A 25041-nucleotide genomic window follows, 5' to 3' on the forward strand; every position below is an offset into this window, starting at 1 on the left:
GACCGGGCCGCGGTAGCCGGCGAATCGGCGCAGCGGATATTCGCGCGAGGGTTGGAAAGCACGCGCATTACAGTAGACACACCATGAGAGAAGCCGACCGCCCCGCCTTCTATATCACTACGGCCATCGCGTACCCGAACGGTGCGCCGCACATCGGGCATGCGTACGAGTACATCTCGGCCGACGCCATCGCCCGGTTCAAGCGGCTCGACGGGTACGACGTCTTCTTCATGACCGGCACCGACGAGCACGGTCAGAAGATGCAGCAGACGGCCGTCGCCGAGGGCATCCCGGTGCAGGAGCTCGCGGCGCGCAACTCCGACGTGTTCGAGGCGCTGGACAAGACGCTCGACGTCACCTTCGACCGCTTCATCCGCACCACCGACGAGGACCATCAGGCGGCCAGCGTCGCCATCTGGGAGCGGATGCTCGCCAACGGCGATATCTACCTCGGCAACTACTCGGGCTGGTACTCGGTGCGCGACGAGGCGTTCTACACCGAGGAAGAGACCACGCTGCTCGACGACGGCACCCGGATCTCCACCGAGACGAAGACGCCGGTCACCTGGACCGAGGAGTCGAACTTCTTCTTCCGGCTCTCGGCTTACCAGGACAAACTGCTCGCGCTCTACGAGGAGCATCCCGAGTTCATCGCGCCCGCCACCCGGCGCAACGAGATCGTCAGCTACGTCAAGGCGGGGCTGAAGGATCTGTCCATCTCGCGCACCACCTTCGACTGGGGTGTGCCGGTGCCCGGCCACCCCGATCACGTGATGTACGTCTGGGTGGACGCGCTCACCAACTACATCACCGGTGTCGGTTTCCCGGATACCGAATCGCCTGCCTTCCAGCGGTTCTGGCCCGCCGACGTGCACATCATCGGCAAGGACATCACCCGGTTCCACACGGTCTACTGGCCTGCGTTCCTGCTGTCGGCGGGGATCGAGTTGCCGAAACGCGTTTTCGTGCACGGGTTCCTGTACAACAAGGGCGAGAAGATGTCCAAGTCGGTCGGCAACGTGGTCGACCCCCTGGAGCTGGTGGACACCTACGGTCTGGACGCGGTGCGCTTCTTCCTGCTGCGTGAGATCTCCTACGGGCAGGACGGCAGCTACAGCCACGAGGCGATCGTCGGCCGGATCAACTCGGACCTGGCCAACGAGTTCGGCAACCTGGTGCAGCGCAGCACCAAGCTGGTGGCGCGCGACTGCGGCGGCGTGGTGCCGACGCCGGGTGAGTTCACCGAGGCCGACCAGGCGCTGCTGGCGCTGACCAACGGACTGCTCGACCGCTGCCGCGCCGAATTCGATGCCCAGCAAATGCATCTCGCGCTGGAAGCGATCTGGTTGACGCTCGGCGAGACGAACAAGTACTTCTCCGCGCAGGCGCCGTGGGCGTTGGCGAAGTCCGGCACCCCGGAGGATCTGGCCCGCGAGGCGACGGTGCTGTATGTGACGCTCGAGGTGTTGCGCATCGTCGCGATCCTGGTGCAGCCGGTGATGCCGGGCTCGGCGGGCAAGATCCTCGATCAGCTCGGCCAGCAGGGTCGCAGCTTCGCCGACATCGCGACGCCGATCGTGCCGGGCGTGCCGCTGCCCGCGCCGGAACCGGTGTACCCCAAGTACACCGAGCCGAAGGAGTGAACCGCACGCGGCCTATTAGGTCGCGTGCGTCGAATCAGGCTGCGCCCGTGCCGCGTTGGCGACGCCGCACCATGCTGCTGCGCGCGGGCACACACTGCCTGACGGTCGAGTGACCCGCCCGGGGCACGGCCCGGCTGAGCGCAGTGTGGGGCGGGTCGGCAACCGGGCGACGACTACGGCCGATCGAGTCGAGTAGCGCTCGCACCGCGGTGCGCAACAACTCTCGGATGCCCCGTTCGATTCTCCGCCCCGTGTACCACCGCGTACTGAACACCTACCGGAAGGTACCGCACGCGGCCCGAACCCGGACCGAAACCGCCATCGTTGCCCACCGCCGCGTAATCCCCTGGCGCACAGTCGCATAATGCTTGGTTACGAATGCATATGTTCGCTGAAACAGGGAGGGCACCGATGCGCCGACAACAGGCGACAGGATCGACACCCATGCCGCAGAACAGCTTCGCCGATCGGCATCGCGCGGCACGAGACGCCGTCCTGGTCTCGCAGCGTGGTCGGCTCATCGAGGCGATGGTCGAATGCGTCGACAGCCTGGGGTATTCCGGCACCACACTCACCGATATCGTTGCCCGAGCGCGCGTCTCGCGCAGCACCTTCTACGAGCACTTCGCGAACAAGGAAGAGTGCTTCGTCGAGGCGGTGCACACCGGCGTTGACATCGTGGCCACCCGAATCGCCGAGGAACTGGCGCAGCTTTCGCCGACGGCCGACGCGCACGCCAGGATCGAGTCCATCGTCGCCACCTTCTGCGAAACCGTCGCCGCCGAACCGGATTTCGCGCGGCTGATTCTCGTCGAGTCGTTCAAGGTGAACCAGGCCGCCGTCGACTTCCGCGACCTGGCCGTCGACCGCTTCGCCGAGCTGTACCGGATCTTCTACGACCAAGCGCGCCAAGCCGATCCGGCATTACCGGAGGTGTCGGACGAGCTGATCGCCCTGGTTCCGGACGCGATCGGGGAACGGACCCGCCGCGTCATCGTGTCCGACGGCCCCGCTCGCGTCCCCGACCTCGCTCCACTGTTCGTGCAATTCGTCAACGCCACCCTCGGCCTGTAAGCGGTACGCCCGCTTAGCTTTTCAGCGTCGAGCGGCTACTTCCAGCGCGCGAGGAGCCGCTCGATTTCCGCGGTGAGCGCCCGCTGCAAGAAGGGGCCGAAGCTGATCCTGGCCACGCCCTGGTCGGCGAGCACCGCCTTGTCGGACTTGTCGGGCAGGCCGACCATGCTGATCGGCAGGGGCAGCTCACCGGTGAGCCTGCGCACGGCGGCGTCGCCGGACGCACCCGCCGGGAAGAGCACGTCGGCACCCGCCGCGGCGGCCAGCCGCAGCCGCTCGATGGCGCGGTCGACCCGGTCCGCCTCGTCACCGTCCTGGCGCAGGAACAGATCGGTCCTCGCGTTGACCACCACGTGCACCCCGGCCGCGTCGGCGAACTGACGCAGGCCGTGCACGAGATCGGCGTGCTCCTGCGGCGCCCGCAGCCGCTGGCCCTCGCTGTGCACGGTGTCCTCGATATTGAGCCCGACGGCACCCGCCTGGAGCAGACCGTCGATCAGCTGAGCCGGTTCGAGGCCGTAGCCCGACTCGATATCCACCGACACCGGCACGTCGACGGCCTCGGTGATCTGGCGGACCCTGGTGAGCAACTCCGCGAAGGTCATCCCCTCGCCGTCGGCGCGGCCGATCGAGTCGGCGACCGGATGACTGCCGACGGTGAGCGCGGCGAACCCGGCGTCCACCGCCACCTTCGCCGACCACGCGTCCCACACAGTGGGCAGTACGGCGGGATCACCGGGACGGTGCAGTGCGAGGAAGGCCTTGGCCTTGCTTTCCAGAGAAGACATAGGACGATCATGCCGCGTCGGCGCGGCGCGCACCATGGCGCGTCAGGCGGGTGGCGTGAGCCGGGTGACGGTGCCCGCGAAACTTGTGACGTACAGCGATCGCGGATCCCAGCCCGGACCTGCGCCGAAGCGCGGCGAGGTGGCGAACGGGATGCCCTCGGCGACGACGCACGACCTGCCGGTATCGCGGTCGCCGCGGACCACGCGGCCCGCGGCGTTCAGCGCGAGGTACACGTTTCCGTCGGCGCCGACGGTGAGATCGTCGGCCGAGTTGAGCGGGCCGAAACCCGGCAGGGTGATGCGGGCGGGTGCGGCGTCGGCACGGTCGAGGTCGATCGCGGCCACGGTGGTGGTCGGGTCGAAGGTGGTGGATACGAACAGTTTTCGCCGGTTCGGGTCGTAGGCGAGGCCGTTGGTCGAGGTCAGTTCGGTGACGTAGGGGCGGGCGCCGGAGCCGTCCCCGGCGATCCTGGTCAGCGTGGTCGGCTCGCCGAGGTCCCGGCTCACCACGAAGTCACCGTCGGGCAGTTGCGCCAGGCCGTTCGGCGCGGTCAGGCCGGCGGCCACGGTCGAGACGGTGCCCCGGGCTAGCTCCAAGGCCTCGATCGTCCCGTCGGTCCGACCGGCGAAGCCGCTGCTCAGCGCGTTCCCGGTGGTGAAGTAGGCGGTATTCCCCGCGACCACGATGGCGCCGGGCGAACTGGCCCGTGCCAGCACTTCTCGCGATCCGTCCGCGCCGTGCCGCCGCAACGCACCCCCCGGGCCGGAGGCAGGCACCTCGGACAGCAGCATGCCGCCCCGGCCGTCGAACGCTAGATTCTCCAGAATGCCGTAGCCAGCGGCCACGGTGGTCGCTGCCCAGCGTTCACACGTTTCGACGGTCGCGGGCTCGGCACCGCTCGTCCCCGGGGCCGCGACCGTCGCGAGCGCAACACTCACGGCCAGTACGGCTTTGCCTACCGCACGGTGCATCGCCATTCGAATGATCTCCCCTCGCACCACATTCGGTGCCGCCCCTCAAACTAACCAGCGGTCAGCGCGAAATCCGCGGAATTTCGGCTCTTTGTGAACCTGCCGGTTTCGTCACCTGACCGCTGTCCCACCGCACAAACGCCGGTCAGTCCGCGCCGTCGCGGCGGGCGACCAGCACCGCGTCGTAGAGCTCGTTGCGGGAGACGCCGTTTTCGCCGGCGATCTGGGCGCAGGCGTCCTTGAGGCGGATGCCTTCGGCGGTGAGCGCTTCGACCTCGTCGACCAGGTCGACGGGGTCGGCGGATTTGGGTTGCGCGCCCTCGAGGACGACGGTGATCTCGCCGCGGGCGCCGTCGACGGCCCAGGCGGCGACCTCGGCGAGGGTGCCGCGGATGACCTCCTCGTAGGTTTTGGTCAGTTCACGGCAGACCGCGACGCGCCGGTCGGGGCCGAGCACGGCGACGGCGTCGGCCAGGCAGTCGGCCAGACGATGGGGCGCCTCGAAGAACACGCAGGCCCGCGGCTCGGTGGCCAAGGTGCGCAACCACTCTCGGCGCTGTCCGCCCTTGCGCGGGGCGAAGCCGTCGAAGCAGAACCGTTCCACCGGAAGCGCGGACAGCGCGAGCGCCGTGGTGACTGCCGACGGGCCCGGCAGACAGGTCACCGGAAGAGCGCGCTCCGCGCACGCCGCGACCAGCCGGTAGCCGGGGTCGCTCACCGACGGCATACCCGCGTCGGTGACCAGCAGCACGGTGCGCCCGGCCTCGATATCGGCGAGCAGCGCCGGTATTTTCGCGATCTCCACGTGGTCGTAGAAGCTGACCACCCGTCCGGTGATCTCCACCGCGAGCGCCTTGGCGAGCGATTTGGTCCGCCGGGTGTCCTCCGCCGCGACGATGTCGGCGGTCCCGAGCGCGTCGCGCAGCCGCTGCGAGGCATCACCGATGTCGCCCATCGGTGTCGCCGCAAGCACCAGCCTGCCCGGCCCTGTCGCCTCGTCCGCCACCGCACTCCCGTCTCGACCACGCCCGGCACCCACCGGACCTTCGCAGCCTATCGACCCGCCCACCCCGCACGCGCAGCCCTACTCGGGCATGCGCGGCAATTGCGCCATGCGCCCGTTTCCGCCAGCGGTTCGGGCGTTCGGAGCGCGACGCTGGTGGGGCCGGGTACTCGGTATGTGATCGTGACCACTCGGCGGGTAGACGCGTGCTATGGATTTCACACGGTGTCGGGCTCACCGCTGCGGGACCTCGTGGCGCGCACAGCATACGATCGGAGCGTGACACAGGTGACCGACCAGCGCGCGACCGCTCCGTTCGGGTCCGTGCCCTCCTGGTCGAGCCCCGCGCCGCGGCGACCCTCGCCCGATTTCGGGCCGACCGACACGCTGCGCGGCTGGCTCGTCACCGCGTTTCTCACGGCGATCGCGGCGGTAACGCGGTTCACCATGCTCAACTACCCGACCGACGCGGGCACCCCGGTGTTCGACGAGAAGCATTACGCGCCGCAGGGCTGGCAGATGCTCAACGGCGGCTGGGTGGAGGACAACCCCGGCTACGGGCTGGTGGTGCATCCGCCGGTCGGCAAGCAGCTCATCGCGATCGGCGAGGCGATCTTCGGCTACAACGGCTGGGGCTGGCGCTTCGCCGCCGCGGTGGCAGGCACCTTGCTCGTCCTGCTGGTGATCCGCATCGTGCGGCGGCTGGCCAGGTCCACCCTGATCGGCGCGATCGCGGGCATTCTGCTGATCGCCGACGGCACCACGTTCGTCTCCTCGCGCATCGGCATGCTCGACATCTTCCTGGCGATGTTCGTCACGGCCGCCTTCGGCTGTCTGATCGTCGACCGGGACGAGGTGCGCGCCCGGTTCGCCAAGGCCGACGCGGAAGGCCGGATCGACGCGACGCCGTGGGGACCGCGCCTCGGGGTGCGCTGGTGGCGCTTCGGCGCCGGGGTGCTGCTCGGATTGGCCTGCGGGACAAAATGGTCCGGCGTCTACTTCATCATCGCCTTCGGCCTGCTCAGCGTCGGCTTCGACCTGGCGGCCCGGCGCGCCTACGGCGTGCGCAGTCCATGGTCGGGCACGGCGATCCGCGATATCGGCCCCGCGCTGTACGCGCTGGTGCTGGTGCCGCTCGGGGTGTACCTCGGCACCTACTGGGCCTGGTTCGCCAGCGAGACCGGCGTCAATCGGTGGGCGGTCGGCAATCAGGTCGGTACCGGCGGGCCGTTCAGCTGGATCCCCGACGCCCTGCGCTCGCTCTGGTTCTACAGCGGCGAGGCGCTCAAATTCCATGAAGGCCTGACGAACTCGGCGGGCAATCACCACCCCTGGGAATCCAAGCCGTGGACCTGGCCGATGGGCCTGCGGCCGATGCTCTACTACTACGCCGACAACGGCGTCAGCGGCTGCGGGCAGACCCAGTGCGTCAAGGCCGTCATGCTGATCGGCACCCCGGCCATCTGGTGGCTGGCCTTCCCGGTGATCGCCTGGATGGTGTGGCGCATCGTGGTGCGGCGCGACTGGCGCTACGCCGCGGTGCTCGTCGGCTACAGCGCGGCGCTGCTGCCCTGGTTCCTCACCCTCGACCGGCAGATGTACTACTTCTACGCCGTGGCGCTCGCACCGTTCCTGGTGATGGGCATGGCGCTGGTGCTCGGCGACATCCTCGGCCCGTCCCGGCGAATACCCGTGCCGCGCAGTCCGGTCGGCACCTATCTACCGGTCGCGCCCGACGAACGGCACGCCCTCGGACTGCTCGCCGTCTGTCTCTACCTCGGCCTGGTGATCGCGAATTTCATCTGGCTCTGGCCGATCCTCACCGCACTGCCGATCACACCGGGCAACTGGCACGACCACCTCTGGCTGCCGAGCTGGCGCTGACCGCAGCGTGCCCCACGAGCCGCCCGGCGGGCGTGGCTCAACCCTCCAGCGCCGCCTTGACATAGCGGAGCGCGGCGGCGTCGTCGAGCCCTAGGCGGCGAACGGTAGCGACGTAAGCCGTGGCGGCGCGGCCGGCCACGTCGCGGGTCGGGTCGCCGGAGGAGGCGATGAAAGAGCCTTGCCTGCCCCGGGTTTCGACCACGCCGTCGGCCTCCAACTCGCGGTAGGCCCGCGCCACCGTGTTGGGCGCAAGGCCGAGTTGCGCGGCCAGCGCCCGCACGGTGGGGATCTTCGTGCCCGCGGTCAGCTCGCCGGAGCGCACCTTGGCGATGATCCCCATGCGTAGCTGCTCGTAGGGCGGGACGGCCGACTCATGCGACACGGTGATGTTGAACATGGTTGGATCACAACTCATCCCGGGATAGTGGACAGGACAGACAGCGGGGCCCGCCTCTACCGGAACCCAACTCGGAGCCAGGAATGCGCAGCACCTCGATGCCCGCGTCTTCCAGGCGAGCATTCGTCATCTCGTTGCGCTCGTAGGCGGCCACCACGCCCGGCGCGATGGCCAGCGTGTTGTTGCCGTCGTCCCACTGTTCGCGCTCGGCGGTGACGCCGTCGAGGCCGGTGTCGATCACCCGCAGCTTGTCGATGCCCATCGCCTTGGCCGCGGCGACCAGGAACGGATCGGGGCCGCTCATCGCCACCCGGCCGCCGCCGTTGCGCCCGCCGTAATCGTCTTCGCGTTGAATCGTGAACGCGCACAGCGAGTCACGCACCGCCGGGTACATCACCAGCGCGTCGCTGTCGACCATCGTGCAGACGGTGTCCAGGTGCATGGTCGCCCGGTTCTGCGCGATCGGGACGACCAGCACGGTGTGTGCCAGGTCGTCGTCGAACAGGCTGCGCGCCAACGCTTCCGCGCCGGCCGGTGAGGTACGTTCACCGACGCCGACCGCGACCACGCCGGGCGCGAGCAGCAGCACATCGCCGCCCTCGATGGGCGCGGTGTGCGACTCGTAGGCGCGGCGCACCCCGAGGAATCGCGGATGGAAGGCGTAGATCAGGTCGGTGAGCGAGGTTTCCCTGATCCGAGCGGGCAGCGCGAGCGAGGTGATCGCGACGCGCGGCCCGATCCAGAACGAGGAGTCCCTGGTGAACAGCAGGTTGGGCAGCGGATCGATGACGAAGTCGGCGCCGTGGTGCATCCGGCGCACCAGCGAGGTGGCGTCGGGTCCGAACGGCAGTTCGTCGAAGGTCATCCCGGCCATCAGGATGTTGGCCAGGTCCCTGGCCCGCACGCCGCGCAGGAAGGCGGCGAGCTGGTCGGCCAGCGTGTGCCCGAGCCTGCGCGCGTCCACGGCGGCGGAGATGCCCTGGATCCGCGCGGCGCCGCTGACCGCGAGCGTCTCGGCGAGCAGGTCGGAGAGCAGCAATACCTCGACGCCGCGCTCGCGCAGCACGCCGGTGAACGCGTCGTGCTCCTGTTGGGCCCGCTCCACCCAGGGAATGCCGTCGAAAAGCAGCTGATCGTTGTTGCGCGGGGTGAGCCTGCGCAGCTCGTCGCCGGGCCGGTGCAGCAGCACCGTGCGCAGCGTGCCGACCTCGGAGGTCACCGTCAACCGCGTGCCCGGACTGTCGGGGCCCAGCCCGTCCGCGTCCGTGTCCTCTCCGTGCCGCGCGGGCACAGCATCTGCTCCCATGCTCAGACCGTAGTTCGCCGCGGCCTCGAGAGCACGTTATTCGGGTCTTCGTTGTGGTCTTGCGGCGTGTGCCGCCCCGCTGCCCGCGGATCCTGGCCGACTTGCCGATACGGGCGATTCCTCCCCGGGCTCCCGTCAACCTCAAGTATTGTTGAGGGGAATGGAGGAGCGTGCATGTCGACAGCCGATTGGCGAGCAAAGGAGCTGACCCCCGGGCAGCTTTCCGAGCGTAGCGGAGTAGCAGTTTCCGCGTTGCACTTCTACGAACGCGAAGGGCTCATCAGCAGTCGTCGGACCAGCGGGAATCAACGCAGATACGCGCGCGAGACGCTGCGGCGGGTCGCCTTCATCCGCATCTCCCAGCGAGTCGGCATCCCGCTCAGCGAAATTCGCGACGCCCTCGATCAGCTGCCGGAAGGTCGCAACCCCACCCGCCGCGACTGGGAGACACTGTCGACCACCTGGCGCGCCGACCTCGACGACCGCATCACCCAGCTGATTCGGTTGCGCGACAACCTCACCGGCTGCATCGGCTGCGGCTGCCTGTCACTCGGCAGTTGCAAACTGGTCAACGAGCACGACCGGCTCGGCACCGAAGGTCCCGGCGCGCGCGTGCTGGATGTCCAGCTCAATTGTGCTGCGCGGCCAGCAACCGGCTGAACCTGGCGCTGGCGCGCCGCATCACGAACTCGTAGGGCAGCGCGAACTTTCGCGCCCACCAGTAGCCGAAGCGGATGTCGAAGGACGTGTAGATCAGGAACCGGTTACGCGCGATACCGCGCAGGATCGAGGCCGCCACATGCTCGGGCGACACCGCGTGCTTGGTGAACGACTCGGTGAGCCTGCGGATCTTCGGTGACTCCCGGTCGACGCCGACCAGCTCGACGCTGTGCACCAGCGGCGTGTCCACCGCGCCGGGCACCACCAGGTGCACCGAGATGTTGTGCTGGTCGAGGTCGAACCGCAGCACCTCCGAGACGCCGCGGATGCCGTACTTGCTCGCGCTGTAGGCCGCGTGCCAGGGCAGCGCGAGCAGGCCGGCCGCCGACGAGACGTTCACCAGCGAGCCGCCCTTGCCCGCACGCACCATCGGCGGCACGAAGTTCTCGATCACGTGGATCGGGCCCATCAGGTTGACGTCGACCATGCGCCGCCAGTGCTTGTGCTCCAGGTTCTCCACGGTGCCCCAGGCCGAGGTGCCCGCGACGTTCATCACGATGTCGAGGCTGCCGTGCGCGCCGTGCACCCGCTCGGCGAAGGCGGTGACGGCGTCGAAGTCGGTGATGTCGAAGGCCTGCGCGGCGAGCACGACGCCACCGTCGCCCCGGATGCCCGTCACCGTATCGTCGAGCCCGGCGGCGTCGATGTCGGTGAGCACCAGCTCGGCGCCTGCCGCGGCGGCAGCCTGCGCGGTGGCCCGGCCTATCCCGCTGGCGGCGCCCGTGATCAGCACCTTCGCACCCCGCACTGTCCTGCGGCCCGGTCGCCCATTACCTCGCACTGCGCATCCTCATCTCGATTTCTCGAATCGGCTCACCGCAGGGTAATCGAGCGCGGCTCAGCGGCCCAGTACGGCGAGCATTCCGGCCACCGCCCTCGGCCAGGTGTACTGCTCGGCCCGGCTGCGGGCCGCGCGCCTGCGACCCACCGTCGGCAGCGCGAGCACGTCGGTGACCGCCTGCGCGAACGCCGAGCCGCGGTCGTCGGCGACCGCGCCGCACTCGGCGGTCACGATGTCCTTGAGCGCCGAGGACCGGCTCGCCACCACCGGCGTGCCCGCCGCCAGCGCCTCCAGTGCGGCGAGGCCGAACGTCTCGTGCGGGCCGGGGGCCAGCGAAACATCGGCGGTGGCAAGCAGTTTCGCCACCATCGCGCGTTCGGAGATGAAGCCGGTGAAGTGCACGGCAGGCAGTCCCCCGGCCAGTGCGGGCAGTGCGCGCGCCCTGCGCTCCAGTGCCTCGCGGCGCGGCCCGTCACCCGCGACGACCAGCCGGACCTCGGTGCCTGCCGCGCGCAAGGCCGCGACGGCCTCGATGCTGCGCTCCACCCGTTTCTCCACCGACAACCTGCCGCAGTGCACGAGTAGCGGATGACCGGGCACCCCGAGATCGGCGCGCAGTCTGCCATCGCGCCTGCGCGGGCTGAACAGCTCGAGATCCACCCCGAGCGGCACCAGCTCGACATTCGGCGCGTCGATCCGCAGGAACTCTTCGCGGGCGAACTCGGTGGTGCAGACCACGATGTCATAGTCGGCGGCGGTGCGGCCGTTGGCCACGTCGGCGCAGCGGCGCGCGGCCCGGCGCGGCATGAACTGGCCGAGCAGCCGGTCCAGTCGTTCGTGCGAGATCATCACCCCGGTCACATCGCGCCTGCGGGCCCAGCGACCGAAGCCGCGCAGGGTCAGCCGGTCCGACACCTCCAGCACGTCCGGGCGCAGACCGGTGAGCACGTCGGCCACCCGCCGCGGATCGGCCGCGCGGTAACCGCCGGTCCACGGAATGGCCAAGGCGGGCAGGGTTATTCGCAGCACGCCGGTCGGCAGCAGCTCTTCGGAGCGGCGGGCGCCAGGCACGATGAGCACCACCTCGTGGCCCGCCGTCACGTAGCCCTCGCCGAGGTGATGCAAGGCAGTGCGCAACCCACCCGACCGCGGGCCGTAGAAGTTCGCAAGCTGAACTATGCGCACCTCGCCGATGGTGCAGCCCATCGGGTGATCCTCGGGACCGATGCGCCCAACGCGGCGTGAACAGCCGTGGAAGACCCGGCGAACCGGCTTGCCACGGCTACTCCGGCCACACCCTGATCAGTCCGTGGCCGCTCGCGGCGGGCAGCACGGGTGAGAGCTCGGCGCGCACCGGAATCCACTCGGTGTCGGTGAATCGCACACGGAGTAGCAGGTGCTTGACCTGCGGTGCGCCGGGTTCGCCGGCCAGCTCGGCGCAGGCGGCGCGGAAGCCGACGAGGTCGTCGGGGTGCACCGTCGGGCGTTCGACCGCCCAGCGGTCCAGCGGCGGAGCCGGGGTCCTGGTCCACTCGTAGATGAGGCAGGAGCTCAGCCCGACGAAGCCGACGCCGTCGTCGGTCCGCTGCGACACCGCGCGCAGCATGGTCATGTCGACATGGGGCTGGGCGGGCGCGGCGTCGGCGAACTCGTGCATCACCGCCCTGATCCGCCGGGCCACCGGATCGGCCCTGGTCACCATCTGGAAACTGCGCACCACACCGTCGTCGCCGAGCATGTCGACCTCGCTCTGGTGCCTGCCGTCGAGCGTGCCGACCATCTCGAAATAGTCGATCCGGCCGTCGAAGCGCACCATCCGGCCGAACGCCTCGGGCGGCGTGCGGATCACCCGGACGTCCTCGGGCGCTCTGGCGAAGACCAGCTCCTCCAAACCCGGTCCGTGGTGCGCCAATTCGGTGTCGGCCGCCCAGTCCCATGCGGCGACCCGCAACCGCGGCGGCGGCTGTTGCGCGTCGGTCCCGGCCCACACCTGCACGCCGTGCACCTCATCGAACGCGCACACGATGGGCTCGCCGAGCACGACAAGCCCTGTTTCACAATGGGTCACAGGCTCGGCGGTCTCGACGCAGCGTTGCACCACCTCGACGATGCGTTGCGGCGCGGCGGCATGCAGTTCCCGGCGGACCCGCAGCAAGCGGGCCCAGTCCTTCACTTTGGTCCCGTCGGACACCAGCGTCGGCACCTCGCACTGTCCGTCCCGAGTGCGGCCCAACGTTTCGATCAGTAGCCAATCATGTTCGGACAGTTGATGTTCGGACGAGCGTTCGTAGGTCATATCCCCGCGGTGCCGCGACTCGCCCTCGGCAGGTCGAGATCGAGGGGGATGCGGCCGACCGCCAGATGCGCCTCCACCTCGTCGGCGGGCATCGGCCGGGCGATCAAAAAGCCTTGTGCCCGATAGCAACCGAGCCCGACCAAGGTGCGCGCGGCCACCGCCGTCTCGACGCCTTCACCGACCACGCCGAGGCCGAACGAACCGGCAAGTCCGATAATGGATTTCACGATCGCCAGATCGTCGGTGCTGGCGCCGAGGCGCTGCACGAAGCCGCGGTCGATCTTCACCGCGTCGACCGGCAGCGCCTTCAGATGCGACAGCGAGCTGTAGCCGGTGCCGAAATCGTCGATGGCGATCTGCACGCCCATCCGCTTGAGTCCGCGCAGGGTGACCTGGGTGCGCGCCAGATCCTGCACCACGACGTGCTCGGTGATCTCCAGGCAGATCGAGCTGCCGTCGATGCCGAACAGCCGCAGGATGTCCTCGATCCGCTCCACGAAGTCCAGGCTGACCAGCTGCACCGGCGAAACATTGATGCGCATCACGACATTCGCCGCCAGGCCGCGCCTGCGCCACTCGGCGAACTGGGCGCAGGCCGATCTGATCACCCAGCGCCCGAGCTCACCGGCCAGGTTGGTCGCCTCGGCCACCGTGACGAACGCGGCGGGCGGCAGCAGACCTCTGGTCGGATGCAGCCAGCGAACCAGCGCCTCCAGTGCGACGATGCGCCCGGTCCGCAGATCCACCTCGGGCTGATAGTGCAGCAGCAGCGAGCCGTCGGACACGGCGCCGCGCAGGTTGAGCTCCACGTCGTCCTGCAGCTCGAACTGGGCCCGCATGGCATCGGTGAACACGGCAACACCATTGCCACCACCCGATTTCGCCGAAAGCAGCGCATGGTCGGCGCGGCGCAACACGTCGGCGACGGTGGTCTCGCCGGGGATGCCGACGGCCACCCCGATACTCGCCGCGCGACTGACCGATTCCCCGCCGACGGTGACCCGGCGGCCGATGAGCTGCTGGATCCGGGTGCCTTCCTCCTCCGCCGCGACCGCGTCCATCGGCTTGGCGGGCACGATGACGAACTCGTCGCCGCCGAGCCGCGCGATCATGTCGTCCGGGTCGAGGTGCTCGCGCAGCCGCGAAGAAAGCGTGCGGATGAAGTTGTCGCCCGCGGTGTGCCCGAGGAAGTCGTTGAGCGCCTTGAGCCGATCCAGGTCGAGGAAGAACGCCGCCACCGGCCCCGGGCTGCCCGGTTTCAGCCGCTCGTCCATGTGCTCGAGCAACGCGCGGCGATTGGCCAGTCCGGTCAGGTCGTCGTGCAGGGCGATGTAGCGCAGGCGCTCCTCGGCGACGACCCGCGCCTGCAACTGCGCGAACAGCGCGGCGATCGCCTTGAGCACGTTGAGTTCGCGGGTGCTCCACTCCCGGTCGCCGGTCTTGATGAAGCCGAGCACGCCGGTCGACTCGCCGCGCGAGAGCAGCGGCACCGCGGCCGTGGTGACGACGGGGATGCCGGAGGCCCGGCGCATCGTCTCCTGATAGTCGGCGAACTCCGGTGTCGGGCGGGCGATCATCGGTTCGGTCCCGTGCTCGAACGCGCGGAACACCGGATCGGCGCCCTCGAAGTAGACCACCTCCAGCGGATCCGGATCGGGCACCTGCGGCCGGTGCGGCCACTCCGCGATCAGTACCGAAGCCCGACGCTCACGGTCGGTATGGCGCACGTAGCTGAAGTCGACATCGAAATACTCGACCAGCTGGGCCAGCACCCGCTCGGTCGCCTCGGCCATGGTCGTGGCGTCGACACCCATCAGCTCGGAGGCGACCTGAGTCACCAATGAGTCGAGCGTCCGCCGAGGCACCTTGTCTCCGATCACGCTATCCACGGGTGTCCACGCCCGGCATCGGCCGCCGCCGCATCCGGAGCTGCCCGTCAGGACCCCGGGCAGCAGCCGATTCGCTCAGGCATAGCACCAACGCCATGGTCTCATGCTCAGGTACTCCGAGTAGGTCCGAGAATCGAAGCGACGCCAGTGTATCCACGAAATCCGGGAAAATCGTGGCCGGTGCGCCAGGGAGTCGCGCTTTTCGGCTGCGGTCCGCACACATCCGTCACCCCACCATTCCGGGGTCGGTATCCGAGGCACGGCAGCCGGGCTGTTCGACTCGAATCGGCGAGCCGCGCAATTCATCGGCAATTGCCCGACATCCCCGATTATCCCACCAGATCGGATCGGCCCGATAGCGACCAACCGAATCCGGGCTCGGCGGAAAATGACCTGCTACCGTCCAACCGAAGCCGCCAGCAACCCGGATCGGCGCGGCGGCGGTGCTCGCCTCGACAGCCATACTGTTCCTACTCCGTTGGTCCGCATCCTCACGCGGTGGTCGAACCGGGGCCGACATCTCCACCCGAATCCTGCTTTCCGGACGGGTTTGCCTAGGGCAGTATCCGTCATCCGGCAAGAATTGACCAGACGTCTGGTTAATCTTCCGAAAACTGGACGCGTCCCCGTAAATTCCCCCTGGTCAGAACCCATCTCGGGGTGGAGCAAGATACCAGAGTGACTGGTCGGTTCTAGTGCAGCTAACCAGTAGCAAGCTAGACGAGGATGGAGATGAACAGCTCGACCGAGTCCGGCCCCTGCCAGATCTCGATCTCTTCCCGATAGGCGCGGGTGATCTCGGCCGATGCTGTCGCGTCATCGACCTGAGCCCACACATCCTCCACCGGATCGTGGTAATCCCCGTTCGGCGCGAAGCGCGCGTAAACGCCCTTCGGCACGCGCACCAGGACATCGCCGATCGGCACCGACTCGGGTTCGCGGTACTCGAAGCAGACGACGGCGTTGTAATTTCCGGCCGGGTCCGGCACGTACACGGTGTACATCGGCCGATCCTCGCCCTTACGGTCGCGCAGGCGATCCTTCAGGAACTCGATCAGGTCGCTGTTGCTGACCTTGAAGCTCGGGCGCACCCGCGGCACCACCAGGCCGCCGTAAATGGCCTCGCCACGCACGGCGATCGCATAACTCATGACTTGGCCTCCGTCATGTGCGCGGCACGCCGGCACCTGACTCGCTCGCTGCGCTCGCTCATCGGGCGTCTACCGCCAGATACAGCTCGATCTTGTAGGCATGCGGATAACACTCGAAGTCACCGGTGTAGGTCCGTTTGATCTGGTTGTGTTCCTCGGCGTACGCGATCTGAGTCCAGAGGTCGGTCATCACCTGCGGAAAGTTACCGACCGAGGAGAATCGCGCATAGGTGCCGCGCGGCAGCCTGGCCACCAGATGGCCGCGGGTGACATCGCCGAAGGACGCGCACTCGTAGCCGACGATCTGGGTGTTGTAGGTGCCGAGCTCACCGGTGTAGTCGGTGTAGGCGCTGGCGAGCGGGCCGCCGAGCTCCTGGTGCAGCACGGTCGCCCAGGCGGCCTCGAGGTCGTGATCACGCAGCTCTCCGAGCGCACGTTTAGGGCTGCGCACCGGCAACCCGGCAACCCACGTTTCGTCCCGCTCGACGATTTCAAACTGCATGGAAAGACTCTTTCGAGATGAATCCGGGGGCGATGCCCGCATCCGGTCGGCTAGAAAGGCCATGCTATCAACACAGACCGCGTGGTCACGATCACATGTCCGGCTTGTTATCCACGGTCACGACCGCCCCGAACTGGACAAATGACCTGTGCCGGGTAAAGCGACACTGCCGGAAAGTCACTCATGCATAGTTGACATGATCGTTTCGCTTGCCGATCAACTGGCCAACCGTCGACCTCGAACGGAGACCTGATGAACGCCGGCCCGATCCACGACGAACTCGACGAGCGTGCCGCGGCGCTGGCCGACCAGGTGATCTCCTGGCGCAGGCGGTTGCATCAACACCCCGAGCTGTCCAACCGGGAGGTCGGCACCGCCGCGCTCATCGCCGACCACCTGCGCTCGCTGCCCCTCGACGAGGTGCGCACCGGCATCGCCGGGTACGGCGTGGTCGGGGTACTGCGCGGCGGGCAACCCGGCGACAAGGTGATCGCGCTGCGCGCCGACATCGACGCGCTGCCGGTGCCGGACGAGTGCGGCGTGGACTTCGCCGCACACGTGGTCGACCACGAATACCCGGGCGGCCCGTTCCCGGTGTCGCACGCCTGCGGCCACGATTGCCACACCGCGATGCTGCTCGGTGCCGCGAGTGTGCTTGCCGGCGTGCGCGATCGGCTGCCCGGCACGGTGCTGTTCGTCTTCCAGCCCGCGGAGGAGGGTCCGCCGGTCGACGAAAAGGGCGGCGCCCGAGAGATGCTCGCGCAAGGCGTGTTCGCCGATCCGGTGCCGACAATGGCCTTCGGTTTCCACGTCACGCCATTTCCCAAGGGCTACCTCGGGTATCGCGTCGGGAATCAGTTCGGCGCCTCGTGCCTGGTGCGGATCATCATCACGGGGCAGCAGGTGCACGGCTCGACACCGTGGCTCGGCATCGATCCGATGCCCGCGGTCGGCGCCGTGCTCACCGGAATCGGCCAGCTGTACCGGCAGGTGAACGCGTTCGAGCCGATCACCGTGTCGATCGGGCACATCGAGGATGTCGGGCGGTTCAACATCATCGGCCGCACCGTCACCCTGTGGGGCACCATCCGCTGCGCCGTGGAAGCCGACATGGCCGAGGTGCAGCGGCGGCTCGGCACGCTCGCCGAGCACACCGCGCAGGCCTTCCACACCACCGCGACGGTCGACTTTCTGCAAGACGTGCCCGCGGTACACAACAGGAAGGAGTGGATCGACGCCGCGCTGCCGACGTTCTGCCGGGTCGCGGGCGTCGACCGCGTCGTACAGACCCCGGCGACTCTCGGCTACGACGACGTCTCGGAGTTCGTCAACGAATACGGCGGGCTGTATGTGACGCTCGGCGTGCAGGACGCCGAGCTCGCCGACAACGGGATGCCGGTGCCCGCGCCCGGCGGCCGCGGGCTGTTCATGAACCACAGCCCGCACTTCTACGCCGACGACGAGACCCTCGTCACCGGTGTCCGGTTGCACGCCCACGTGGCCATCGACCACCTGACCGGCGCGCTGATCCCGGATCTAGAGTGATTCCCGTGTGCCACACCATCGCCGAGCTGGACGCCGCGGTCGCCGACTGCTTCGCCTGCCCGCGCCTGGTGGCCTGGCGCGAACAGGTCGCGCGGGAGAAGCGGGCCGCGTTCCAGCACGAAACCTATTGGGGCCGCCCGGTTCCCGGTTACGGGCCCGACGATGCCCGGCTGTTCGTCGTCGGGCTGGCACCGGCCGCGCACGGCGGAAACAGAACCGGCCGCATGTTCACCGGCGACCGCAGCGGCGACGTGCTCTACGCCGCCATGCACGCGGTCGGGCTGGCCAACCAGCCCACGGCGACCCATCGCGACGACGGCCTGCGCCTGCACGGCGTCCGAGTGACCTCACCGGTGCACTGCGCACCGCCGGACAACAAGCCGACACCCGCCGAGCGCGACCGCTGCAAACACTGGCTGGCCACCGAGTTCGCTTTGCTGGCACCGACGGTCCGCGCCGTCGTGGTGCTCGGCGGGTTCGGCTGGCAGGCACTGCTGCCCGTGCTGGCGGAGGCGGGCTGGGTCATTCCGCGTCCGCGACCGAAGTTCGGGCACGGTGTGCACGTGCAGCTGGCCCCGGCCGAATCCGACCGCGCACCGCTACACCTGTTCGGCTGCTATCACGTGAGCCAGCAGAACACATTCACCGGCCGGCTCACCCCCGCGATGGTCGAGGCGGTGCTGAGCACGGCAGCGCAGGCCGCGGGACTCGAGGTCGCCGGGCCGCCGGCCGGCTAGTTCCGTACAACTTCGCACGCCCCCGCGGCACGTTATCGTGGTAGCCGGGGAGTCGGGAGCCCAGCCGGAAAACCGCTATCCATAGGATTTTCGGCGCGGTTCCGACTGAGGAGCTGGGCGGTTGCGGCGTGCCCATGTCGAAACGGAGCGAACGTTGCCCAGTAACCAAATGGTGTTCCTGCTACTGGATCTCGTGCTTATCGCGGTGGCGGCGCGGTTACTCGGCAAGCTGGCCGAGCGACTGGGTCAGCCCGCGGTAATCGGAGAAATCGCGGCGGGAATTATCGCGGGGCCCACAATTCTGGGGGCGCATTTATCCGGCATAGTTTTTCCGCAGGACGTGCGTTCCTATCTGAGCGCGTTCGCGAATGTCGGCGTGATGATCTTCATGTTCCTTGCCGGGCTGGAGATCGACCGCGGCTCGTTCAACGGCAATCGCCGGGCCGTGGCCACGGTTTCACTGTCCGCCTACTTTGTGCCTTTCCTGCTCGGCTGCGGTGTCGCGCTGCTGGTCCTCTCGCGCTATCACCAGGACAATCGGCTGACCTTCGCGCTGTTCATCGGTTGCGCGCTCGCCGTCACCGCGTTCCCGGTGCTGGCCCGCATCCTGATCGAGCGCGACCTGATGGGCACCAGGATCGGGCAGCTCAGCATGGCAAGCGCGGCCATCGACGACATCTTGGCGTGGATCGTGCTGGCCTTCGTCATCGGACTGGCCCGCCCTGGCGCGGGCGACCAGTGGCGGCTGCTGCTGTTCGTGCCGCTGGTGCCGGTCATGTGGTGGCTGGTGCGGCCCCTGCTCGTGCGTGCCTCCCGATCCACCGCGGCGACCAACGACAACACGATGATCTTCCTCGCCGTCTGCGGTGCCCTGATCTCGGGCGCGGCCACCGAATGGATCGGCCTGCACCTGATCTTCGGCGCGTTCCTGTTCGGCGTCATCTTCCCGCGCACCCACCGACCGGTGGTGGAAACCGGTGCGCAACTGCTGAGCTCGGTGTTCCTGCCCGCCTTCTTCGTGATCGCGGGACTCCAGGTGGATCTCGGCTCGCTCGACCGTGCGGGCGTCGCCGAGATGATCGCGATCCTGGTGACCGCGCTGGCCGGAAAGCTCGCAGGCACCTATTTCGCCGCGCGCGCCAACGGTATCGAGCCGCGCGAGGCCGGTGCGCTGGCGAGCCTGATGAACACCCGGGGGCTTACCGAGCTCATCATCCTGAACGTCGGACTGACCACGGGACTCATCGGCGTGCAGCTGTATTCGATTCTGGTGGTGATGGCGTTGGTGACCACGGCGATGACGTCACCGTTACTGCGGTTGCTCGGGGTGACACCCGAACTCGGACGCTTGCCGCTCCCGGCGACGGTGGAGCCGCGGATGGTGCGGGAGCAGGGGTGAAGCCGGTTCGAACCACCCACGCCACCGGACACGCCGCAGCTCGTTAAGGATCTTGAAAGTCCCTATGCATATGCTTTGCGTCGTATCAACCGAAAGATGGTCGGCAACAACAGGATTTGTCGACGATCTACAGCACGGCCGGCGGCGAGGGAGTTGTCGCCTTGGAGGGGAAGAACTATGTTCAAACGTATTGCCGTCAGCGCTGCGATCGCGGTCTGTGCCGCCGGTATCGGTCTCGGCGTAGGCGAAGCATCGGCGGCAGCACCAGCGACTGATCGAGTTCAAAGCGCATCGATGTATCTCGCCGCCTCCTGCGCAGGCCGGGACATTCCCGGTTACCGGTGCCTGAGCTGCCCCCCGAATGCGGGAGGAGCCTGCACGTACGAGCGGATACCCCCGCGGAAGAATGAGCAGCCCAGGTCCGGACGCGGCGGCAACTAGTTCGGCTTCCTGGCGGGTGGTGACGACGCGGCCACCGCCACCTTCGTGCCGGTCAGGACGCAATGTGGCGAGCGGGACGGCCAACAGTAGTCCGACCGCGAAATGATTGTCGTCACCGCTCGTTGGGCCTCGGTAACCCGGGCGTGTACGCGCCCGGGCGCACCGAGCCCGCGGTCGCCCTAGGAAGTGGTCGCCGAAGCGGACGTGCCGGAACTGTTGTGCCGCAACAGGGTTGCCGTATGGTCACCCGTCGCTCTGGAACCGACCTTGCCGATCCGGCGACAGCGCAGCCACGGACGGCACGCGAGCGGGTTGAAACAGGTTCGGGCGCTTCGTTGTTCACCGTCGGGTGCGGAAGGTGCGGCGCAGGTCGTCGATCCAGGCGTCGGGGAGTTCCCACGGAATGAAATGACCGCCCGCCTCGTGGGCGGTCAGGTTGACGTGGTTGTACCACTCGGCGCGATCGCTGGCGAGCCAGCTCTGCACGCGTTGCTCGGGAGTGGTGACGCCCGGCGGGTTTTCGTGGCCGACGAAGGTGATGCCGGTGGGCGCCTCGATCACCGGGATGCGATCGTGTGCGGGCGTCCACGGGTAGCGGTTCGCGTTGGCATAGTAGCGGATCGAGGTGCCGATGGCGTTGTTGACCCAGTAGATCATGGTGTGGGTCAGCAGGTCGTCCTTGCTGAAGACCGTCTCCACGTCGCCGTGGCTGTCGCTCCAGGTGACCCAGCGCTGCAGAATCCAGGCGAGCAAGCCGACGGGTGAGTCGGTGAGACCGTAGGCGAGGGTGCTCGGCTGGAGCACGTGCGCGGCTAGGTGCACGGCGAACCGGCGCTCCAGTGAGAGCAACTGCCGGTAGGCCTGCTCGGGCAGGTCCGGCGGAATCGGTTGCCCGCCACTGAGATCCCAGGCGCGGTCGCCGCTGAACAGGGTCAGCTTCTGGCCGGAGCCGATGTGGATGCCGTGCAGTTCGGCGGCGTATCGGTGGCCGAGTTCGCCGGTGACGAGCGCGCCGACGTCACACCCCGCCGCGGCGTACTTCCGGTGCCCGAGGGTCTCGGTCATCAAGGTGTGCCAGAGGTCGGCGACCTTCCAGAAGTTCATGTCCGGGTGCTTCGGCAGCGGCGTGGAGAAGCCGAACCCGGGCAGCGAGGGGACGATGACGTCGAACGCGTCCGCCGGGTCGCCACCGAAGGCCGCGGGGTCGGCGAGCGGGTCGATCACCTTGGCCCAGTGCCAGAACGTCCATGGCCAGCCGTGCGTGAGGATCAGCGGGGTCGGGTCGGGCCCGACGCCCGGTTTACGCAGGAAGTGGATCGGGACATCATCGATGGTCACCCGGTAGTGCGCGTAGGCGTTGATCGCGGATTCGGCTTTGCGCCAGTCGTATTCGTCGCGCCAGTACTCGACGAGCTCTTGCAGGTACGCACGGCGGACGCCGTAGTGCCAGTCGTCGTTGTCGACGTCGTCGGGCCACCTGGTGAGCCGGAGCCGCGTCGCGAGATCGTCGAGTACGTCGTCGGAAACATGGATGGGCGACGCTTCCAGGGGAAACTGCGATGTCATGAATGTCCTTCCACTTCAACCGAATCGGCGGCGGGCAAGTCGACGTCCATCAGCACGGCCAGCCGCTCCAGCGCGGGCAGTGCCGCACTGATTGCCCGATGCTCCGCAGGAGTCAACGCCTCGGCCAGCTCCGTGATCCGCCGAACCCGCTCCCGATGCCGGGTCTGCACGATCCGCGCCCCCGCCTCCGTGATCCGCACGAGTACCGCTCGACCGTCCCCGGGGTCCGGTCGTCGCTCCACCAACCCGTCCCGTTCGAGCCGACCGACCAGCTGAGTGATGGCGGGTTGGGTGATCTGCTCGGTCACCTTCAACGCGGTGATCCGCATCGGCCCTCGGTGCAACAAGGTGTGCAGCACCGAAAGCGTTGTGAAGGTGTGCTTCTCCGCGCCCGGCAACCGAATGGAGGCCCGCGTGAACGCTCCCATCACCCGAGCCAGTTCGTCGGCATCCAGTTCCCGGCGTGCAGCCATGCCGCGAATATATCACCGATTTATTTAAATCACTTATGCACTTTGGCAACCACCGCCGCCACCCGAACCGGCTCAGCACGGGAAGCCTGCCACCAGGTGCACCCGCAACGCACCGCGAGGGCGTGGGTGGGCGACAGGCCGGGTGGGTTCGCAGGTGGTGGCGGTGGCGGGACTTAGGGTGCGGGGATGGCTAACCTGCATGGTCAGCATGGGCGGCGGCGGACGCGGGCCGAGTGGTGGGCGATGGTGCGGGCTTCGCCGTATCTGCCCGCCACGGTGCTGGTGCTGCTGGTGGCTGCCGCGGCGGGGTTGTTCGCCGGGTCGTACACCTATGCGCTGGCGAATCCGACGCCGCGGCTGATTCCGATCGCCGTGGTCGGACCGCAGCAGGAGGAGTCGGTCCAGCGGTTCCTGACGGAGATGCAACGCTCGCTGGACGGTTCGCTGGCGGTGCGCGACTACCGCGCCGCGGCGGCGGCGCGGTCGGCGGTCGAGGAGCAGCAGGTGTTCGCCATTGTCACCGCACAGCCGCCCGGCGTGCGTCTCGACGTGTCGAGCGCGTCCGGACAATCGGTCGCTCAACTGCTCACCCAGGCCGCCGCGAAAGCTGGCCCCGCGGTCGGAATTCCGGCGGAGGTCGTCGATGTCGTGCCGTTGCAGCGTGGCGATCCGCGTGGGCTCGCGATCTTCTACATCTCGTTGGCCGCGGTGATCATCGGCTTCGTCGGCGCGACCCAATTCAGCGTGCACGCGTCGGCGCTGAACCCGGTCGAGCGGATCGCCTTCACCGCGCTGTCCGCGGCCGTGGGCGGCTTCGCCATTGCGGCAGTGGCGGATTGGATACTCGGCGCACTGCGCCTACCGTTTCTGGAGTCGTGGAGCATCCTGTCGCTGACCATGTTCACCTCCGGCATGGTATTCACCATGTTCAACACCTTGGTCGGACGATGGGCGATCCTGCCGACCTGGGGCCTGATGGTGCTGCTCGGCAACCCGTCCTCCGGTGGGGCGGTGTCCTGGCCGCTGCTCCCCTCGCTGCTCGGCCATATCGGCCGCTGGCTGCCGCCGGGCGCGTCGGTCAACGCACAGCACACCGCGGTGTATTTCGGTGCGCACCAACATATTTTCCCGTTCCTGGTGCTCGCCGGATGGGCGCTGGTCGCGTGTGCGGTGTTCTGGATCTGGCGCAACCGCCATCCCGGCGGGCGCAGCACCGAGAACGCGCACACCGCTCGATCAGGGCGCCGGGAAGTGCTCGGCGAGAAACGTGCCGAAGACATGCCGTGAGAGCTGGGTGCCCCACCCGGCCCAGGTGAAGTCGTAGATGTGTTCGCCGTAAGGCACTGCGAGCAGCTGATTTTCGACGCCGACCCGGCGCAGCCGTTCGGCCAGTTCGGCCGAGCCGCGGTAGGGCGCGACGTGATCCCGATTGCCGTGCATGAGCAGGGTCGGCGGCACATTCGGCCGGACATAGGTGACCGGGGAGGCCGCCTTGTACCGCTCGGGCACCTCCTCCGGGGTGCCGCCGGTGTAGTCGACGAGGAAGGAGCGCATCCGCGCGGGCAGGCCGGTGTCGCGCCACGCTTCGGCGAGGTCGGGCACCGGGTAGAACGCCGCGACCGCCTTGACCGCCGTGTCGGTGACCGCGCAACTCGGCGGCACCCGGTCGTCGGCGTAGGCACCCATCAGCGCGAGATTGCCGCCCGCCGAGCCACCCGCGATCATCACCCGATCCGGATCGATGCCGTACTTCGCGGCCTGTGACTTGACCCATCCCACGGCGCATTTCACATCCGCGGGCGCTTGGTTCCAGCGCGCGGGCGGGGTCATCCGGTATTCGATGGCGAAGACGGCGTATCCCTTGTCGTTCAGCCAGGTGTGCCACAGCGGCACTTCGCCGCGATCGCCGTTGCGCCAGCCGCCACCATGCACCCAGACCACGGCGGGACGCGGTCGATCCGAGGTGCCGGCGGGCAGCTTCACGTCGAGCTTCAGGTCCTGACCGTCGACGGTGTTGTACACGGTGCTCAACGCCTCGACCGGCGCACCGGTGTTCGTGCCTCCGGACAGGTAGTCGTCGAAGGACAGCTTCGCGTCGTGCCGCACCGCCGTCCCCCATGCCGCGGCCAACGGAAAACCGCAGGCGACCGTGCCGAGCAGGCAGACCAGCCCGGTCACCGCCGCCACTCGCCGCACCCCGACCCGGCCCTTGCGCCCGAAGGCGAGGAGCGACAACACGAATCCGGTCAGACCGAGCGGGATCAGGTAGAGGCCGTAGTCGCTCACCACATGCGTCAGCACCACGAAAGGCGCGGGGATGCGCACCGCGATGATCACGTAGACGAACAGCATCATCAGCACGGCCAGCACAGCCGCCATTGCCGCGATCAGCCAGCGAATGACCATTCGCTCATTAACCCATGACAGCAGGCACCAGACCGGCTGGCACGCCGATCGGGCCTGGTCACCTGCCT

The 25041-nt window shown here is 68.2% G+C and carries 23 protein-coding genes; 8 read left to right on the forward strand and 15 right to left on the reverse strand.

Annotation, left to right across the window (positions count from 1 at the left end; all coding sequences use genetic code 11):
- Positions 1 to 38 precede the first annotated feature (38 nt).
- Entirely contained in the window at positions 39 to 1643 is a 1605-nt protein-coding gene (metG, locus tag ACIHA7_RS04170; protein ID WP_397286500.1) for a methionine--tRNA ligase, read from the forward strand.
- A gap of 444 nt (positions 1644 to 2087) precedes the next feature.
- The gene (locus tag ACIHA7_RS04175) at positions 2088 to 2717 is read left to right on the forward strand and encodes a TetR/AcrR family transcriptional regulator (RefSeq protein WP_397285371.1); all 630 of its coding nucleotides are present in this window, start codon (positions 2088 to 2090) and stop codon (positions 2715 to 2717) included.
- Between the two features lie 35 nt (positions 2718 to 2752).
- Here the strand turns inward: ACIHA7_RS04175 and ACIHA7_RS04180 are convergent, their stop codons facing one another.
- The 3 genes from ACIHA7_RS04180 to rsmI form a co-directional block, all read right to left on the reverse strand.
- Positions 2753 to 3505 (reverse strand): isocitrate lyase/phosphoenolpyruvate mutase family protein, encoded by a 753-nt coding sequence (locus ACIHA7_RS04180; RefSeq protein ID WP_135233412.1) that lies wholly within the window; start codon positions 3503 to 3505, stop codon positions 2753 to 2755.
- Between the two features lie 42 nt (positions 3506 to 3547).
- Positions 3548 to 4483 carry an SMP-30/gluconolactonase/LRE family protein gene (locus ACIHA7_RS04185; RefSeq protein ID WP_397285374.1) on the reverse strand — a complete coding sequence of 312 codons (936 nt, stop codon included), beginning with the start codon at positions 4481 to 4483 and terminating at the stop codon, positions 3548 to 3550.
- Between the two features lie 139 nt (positions 4484 to 4622).
- Complete coding sequence (rsmI, locus tag ACIHA7_RS04190; RefSeq protein ID WP_397285376.1) at positions 4623 to 5483, reverse strand: 16S rRNA (cytidine(1402)-2'-O)-methyltransferase; 861 nt, start codon at positions 5481 to 5483, stop codon at positions 4623 to 4625.
- Between the two features lie 276 nt (positions 5484 to 5759).
- Between rsmI and ACIHA7_RS04195 the strand changes: the two genes are divergently transcribed.
- A complete protein-coding gene (locus tag ACIHA7_RS04195; protein ID WP_397285378.1) occupies positions 5760 to 7364 on the forward strand; it encodes a dolichyl-phosphate-mannose--protein mannosyltransferase in 1605 nt (534 codons plus the stop codon).
- 37 nt (positions 7365 to 7401) lie between these two features.
- On the opposite strand, the gene ACIHA7_RS04200 is transcribed toward ACIHA7_RS04195, so the two are convergent.
- Both ACIHA7_RS04200 and arcA read right to left on the reverse strand, forming a co-directional pair.
- Positions 7402 to 7761 carry a GntR family transcriptional regulator gene (locus ACIHA7_RS04200; RefSeq protein WP_135237604.1) on the reverse strand — a complete coding sequence of 120 codons (360 nt, stop codon included), beginning with the start codon at positions 7759 to 7761 and terminating at the stop codon, positions 7402 to 7404.
- Positions 7762 to 7768: 7 nt separating this feature from the next.
- On the reverse strand, positions 7769 to 9067 hold the full coding sequence (gene arcA, locus ACIHA7_RS04205; protein WP_397285380.1) for an arginine deiminase: 1299 nt from the start codon (positions 9065 to 9067) through the stop codon (positions 7769 to 7771).
- 174 nt (positions 9068 to 9241) lie between these two features.
- On the opposite strand from arcA, the gene soxR reads away from it, so the two are divergent.
- Positions 9242 to 9727: a redox-sensitive transcriptional activator SoxR gene (gene soxR / locus ACIHA7_RS04210; RefSeq protein ID WP_107659310.1), complete on the forward strand. Its 486-nt coding sequence runs from the start codon at positions 9242 to 9244 to the stop codon at positions 9725 to 9727.
- Here the strand turns inward: soxR and ACIHA7_RS04215 are convergent.
- The 7 genes from ACIHA7_RS04215 to ACIHA7_RS04245 form a co-directional block, all read right to left on the reverse strand.
- Positions 9696 to 10520 carry an SDR family oxidoreductase gene (locus tag ACIHA7_RS04215; RefSeq protein ID WP_397285383.1) on the reverse strand — a complete coding sequence of 275 codons (825 nt, stop codon included), beginning with the start codon at positions 10518 to 10520 and terminating at the stop codon, positions 9696 to 9698. The two genes, soxR and ACIHA7_RS04215, sit on opposite strands and share 32 nt — an antisense overlap.
- A 105-nt stretch (positions 10521 to 10625) precedes the next feature.
- Entirely contained in the window at positions 10626 to 11753 is a 1128-nt protein-coding gene (locus ACIHA7_RS04220; RefSeq protein WP_397286502.1) for a glycosyltransferase, read from the reverse strand.
- 97 nt (positions 11754 to 11850) lie between these two features.
- A complete protein-coding gene (locus ACIHA7_RS04225) occupies positions 11851 to 12864 on the reverse strand; it encodes a GAF domain-containing protein (protein WP_397285385.1) in 1014 nt (337 codons plus the stop codon).
- The gene (locus ACIHA7_RS04230) at positions 12861 to 14678 is read right to left on the reverse strand and encodes a bifunctional diguanylate cyclase/phosphodiesterase (RefSeq protein WP_135237606.1); all 1818 of its coding nucleotides are present in this window, start codon (positions 14676 to 14678) and stop codon (positions 12861 to 12863) included. Before ACIHA7_RS04230 ends, ACIHA7_RS04225 begins: the two co-directional genes overlap by 4 nt.
- Positions 14679 to 14979: 301 nt before the next feature.
- Positions 14980 to 15216: a hypothetical protein gene (locus ACIHA7_RS04235; protein WP_397285387.1), complete on the reverse strand. Its 237-nt coding sequence runs from the start codon at positions 15214 to 15216 to the stop codon at positions 14980 to 14982.
- Positions 15217 to 15469: 253 nt separating this feature from the next.
- A complete protein-coding gene (locus ACIHA7_RS04240; protein ID WP_397285389.1) occupies positions 15470 to 15904 on the reverse strand; it encodes an effector binding domain-containing protein in 435 nt (144 codons plus the stop codon).
- A gap of 58 nt (positions 15905 to 15962) precedes the next feature.
- Positions 15963 to 16406, reverse strand: coding sequence for a GyrI-like domain-containing protein (locus ACIHA7_RS04245; RefSeq protein WP_040738955.1), 444 nt, complete (start codon positions 16404 to 16406; stop codon positions 15963 to 15965).
- 252 nt (positions 16407 to 16658) lie between these two features.
- Between ACIHA7_RS04245 and ACIHA7_RS04250 the strand changes: the two genes are divergently transcribed.
- The 3 genes from ACIHA7_RS04250 to ACIHA7_RS04260 all read left to right on the forward strand — a co-directional run bounded on the left by ACIHA7_RS04250 (position 16659) and on the right by ACIHA7_RS04260 (position 20087).
- On the forward strand, positions 16659 to 17951 hold the full coding sequence (locus tag ACIHA7_RS04250) for a M20 family metallopeptidase (protein ID WP_397285391.1): 1293 nt from the start codon (positions 16659 to 16661) through the stop codon (positions 17949 to 17951).
- 5 nt (positions 17952 to 17956) lie between these two features.
- On the forward strand, positions 17957 to 18688 hold the full coding sequence (locus ACIHA7_RS04255) for a uracil-DNA glycosylase (RefSeq protein ID WP_397285393.1): 732 nt from the start codon (positions 17957 to 17959) through the stop codon (positions 18686 to 18688).
- Positions 18689 to 18842: 154 nt separating this feature from the next.
- Entirely contained in the window at positions 18843 to 20087 is a 1245-nt protein-coding gene (locus tag ACIHA7_RS04260) for a cation:proton antiporter (protein WP_397285395.1), read from the forward strand.
- A gap of 780 nt (positions 20088 to 20867) precedes the next feature.
- Here the strand turns inward: ACIHA7_RS04260 and ACIHA7_RS04265 are convergent.
- A complete protein-coding gene (locus ACIHA7_RS04265) occupies positions 20868 to 22094 on the reverse strand; it encodes an epoxide hydrolase family protein (RefSeq protein WP_397285397.1) in 1227 nt (408 codons plus the stop codon).
- Positions 22091 to 22567, reverse strand: a complete 477-nt coding sequence (locus ACIHA7_RS04270; protein ID WP_397285399.1) for a MarR family winged helix-turn-helix transcriptional regulator — start codon at positions 22565 to 22567, stop codon at positions 22091 to 22093. The genes ACIHA7_RS04265 and ACIHA7_RS04270 overlap by 4 nt, the downstream gene beginning before the upstream one ends.
- Positions 22568 to 22753: 186 nt before the next feature.
- Between ACIHA7_RS04270 and ACIHA7_RS04275 the strand changes: the two genes are divergently transcribed.
- Complete coding sequence (locus ACIHA7_RS04275) at positions 22754 to 23854, forward strand: ABC transporter permease (RefSeq protein WP_397285401.1); 1101 nt, start codon at positions 22754 to 22756, stop codon at positions 23852 to 23854.
- On the opposite strand, the gene ACIHA7_RS04280 is transcribed toward ACIHA7_RS04275, so the two are convergent.
- Positions 23804 to 24973, reverse strand: a complete 1170-nt coding sequence (locus ACIHA7_RS04280; protein ID WP_397285403.1) for an alpha/beta hydrolase fold domain-containing protein — start codon at positions 24971 to 24973, stop codon at positions 23804 to 23806. The two genes, ACIHA7_RS04275 and ACIHA7_RS04280, sit on opposite strands and share 51 nt — an antisense overlap.
- Positions 24974 to 25041: the final 68 nt, after the last annotated feature.

Source organism: Nocardia sp. NPDC052316, from assembly GCF_044547795.1.
Classification (GTDB): domain Bacteria; phylum Actinomycetota; class Actinomycetes; order Mycobacteriales; family Mycobacteriaceae; genus Nocardia.

Bases quoted from the DNA above. Each gene is read 5' to 3' on its own strand.
- ACIHA7_RS04175 (WP_397285371.1), top strand. From the start codon at position 2,088: ATGCCGCAGAACAGCTTCGCCGATCGGCATCGCGCGGCACGAGACGCC.
- ACIHA7_RS04180 (WP_135233412.1), bottom strand. From the start codon at position 3,505: ATGTCTTCTCTGGAAAGCAAGGCCAAGGCCTTCCTCGCACTGCACCGT.
- ACIHA7_RS04185 (WP_397285374.1), bottom strand. From the start codon at position 4,483: ATGGCGATGCACCGTGCGGTAGGCAAAGCCGTACTGGCCGTGAGTGTT.
- ACIHA7_RS04200 (WP_135237604.1), bottom strand. From the start codon at position 7,761: ATGTTCAACATCACCGTGTCGCATGAGTCGGCCGTCCCGCCCTACGAG.
- arcA (WP_397285380.1), bottom strand. From the start codon at position 9,067: ATGGGAGCAGATGCTGTGCCCGCGCGGCACGGAGAGGACACGGACGCG.
- soxR (WP_107659310.1), top strand. From the start codon at position 9,242: ATGTCGACAGCCGATTGGCGAGCAAAGGAGCTGACCCCCGGGCAGCTT.
- ACIHA7_RS04225 (WP_397285385.1), bottom strand. From the start codon at position 12,864: ATGACCTACGAACGCTCGTCCGAACATCAACTGTCCGAACATGATTGG.
- ACIHA7_RS04230 (WP_135237606.1), bottom strand. From the start codon at position 14,678: ATGGGTGTCGACGCCACGACCATGGCCGAGGCGACCGAGCGGGTGCTG.
- ACIHA7_RS04235 (WP_397285387.1), bottom strand. From the start codon at position 15,216: ATGGCTGTCGAGGCGAGCACCGCCGCCGCGCCGATCCGGGTTGCTGGC.
- ACIHA7_RS04240 (WP_397285389.1), bottom strand. From the start codon at position 15,904: ATGAGTTATGCGATCGCCGTGCGTGGCGAGGCCATTTACGGCGGCCTG.
- ACIHA7_RS04245 (WP_040738955.1), bottom strand. From the start codon at position 16,406: ATGCAGTTTGAAATCGTCGAGCGGGACGAAACGTGGGTTGCCGGGTTG.
- ACIHA7_RS04250 (WP_397285391.1), top strand. From the start codon at position 16,659: ATGAACGCCGGCCCGATCCACGACGAACTCGACGAGCGTGCCGCGGCG.
- ACIHA7_RS04265 (WP_397285397.1), bottom strand. From the start codon at position 22,094: ATGACATCGCAGTTTCCCCTGGAAGCGTCGCCCATCCATGTTTCCGAC.
- ACIHA7_RS04270 (WP_397285399.1), bottom strand. From the start codon at position 22,567: ATGGCTGCACGCCGGGAACTGGATGCCGACGAACTGGCTCGGGTGATG.
- ACIHA7_RS04275 (WP_397285401.1), top strand. From the start codon at position 22,754: ATGGCTAACCTGCATGGTCAGCATGGGCGGCGGCGGACGCGGGCCGAG.
- ACIHA7_RS04280 (WP_397285403.1), bottom strand. From the start codon at position 24,973: ATGGTCATTCGCTGGCTGATCGCGGCAATGGCGGCTGTGCTGGCCGTG.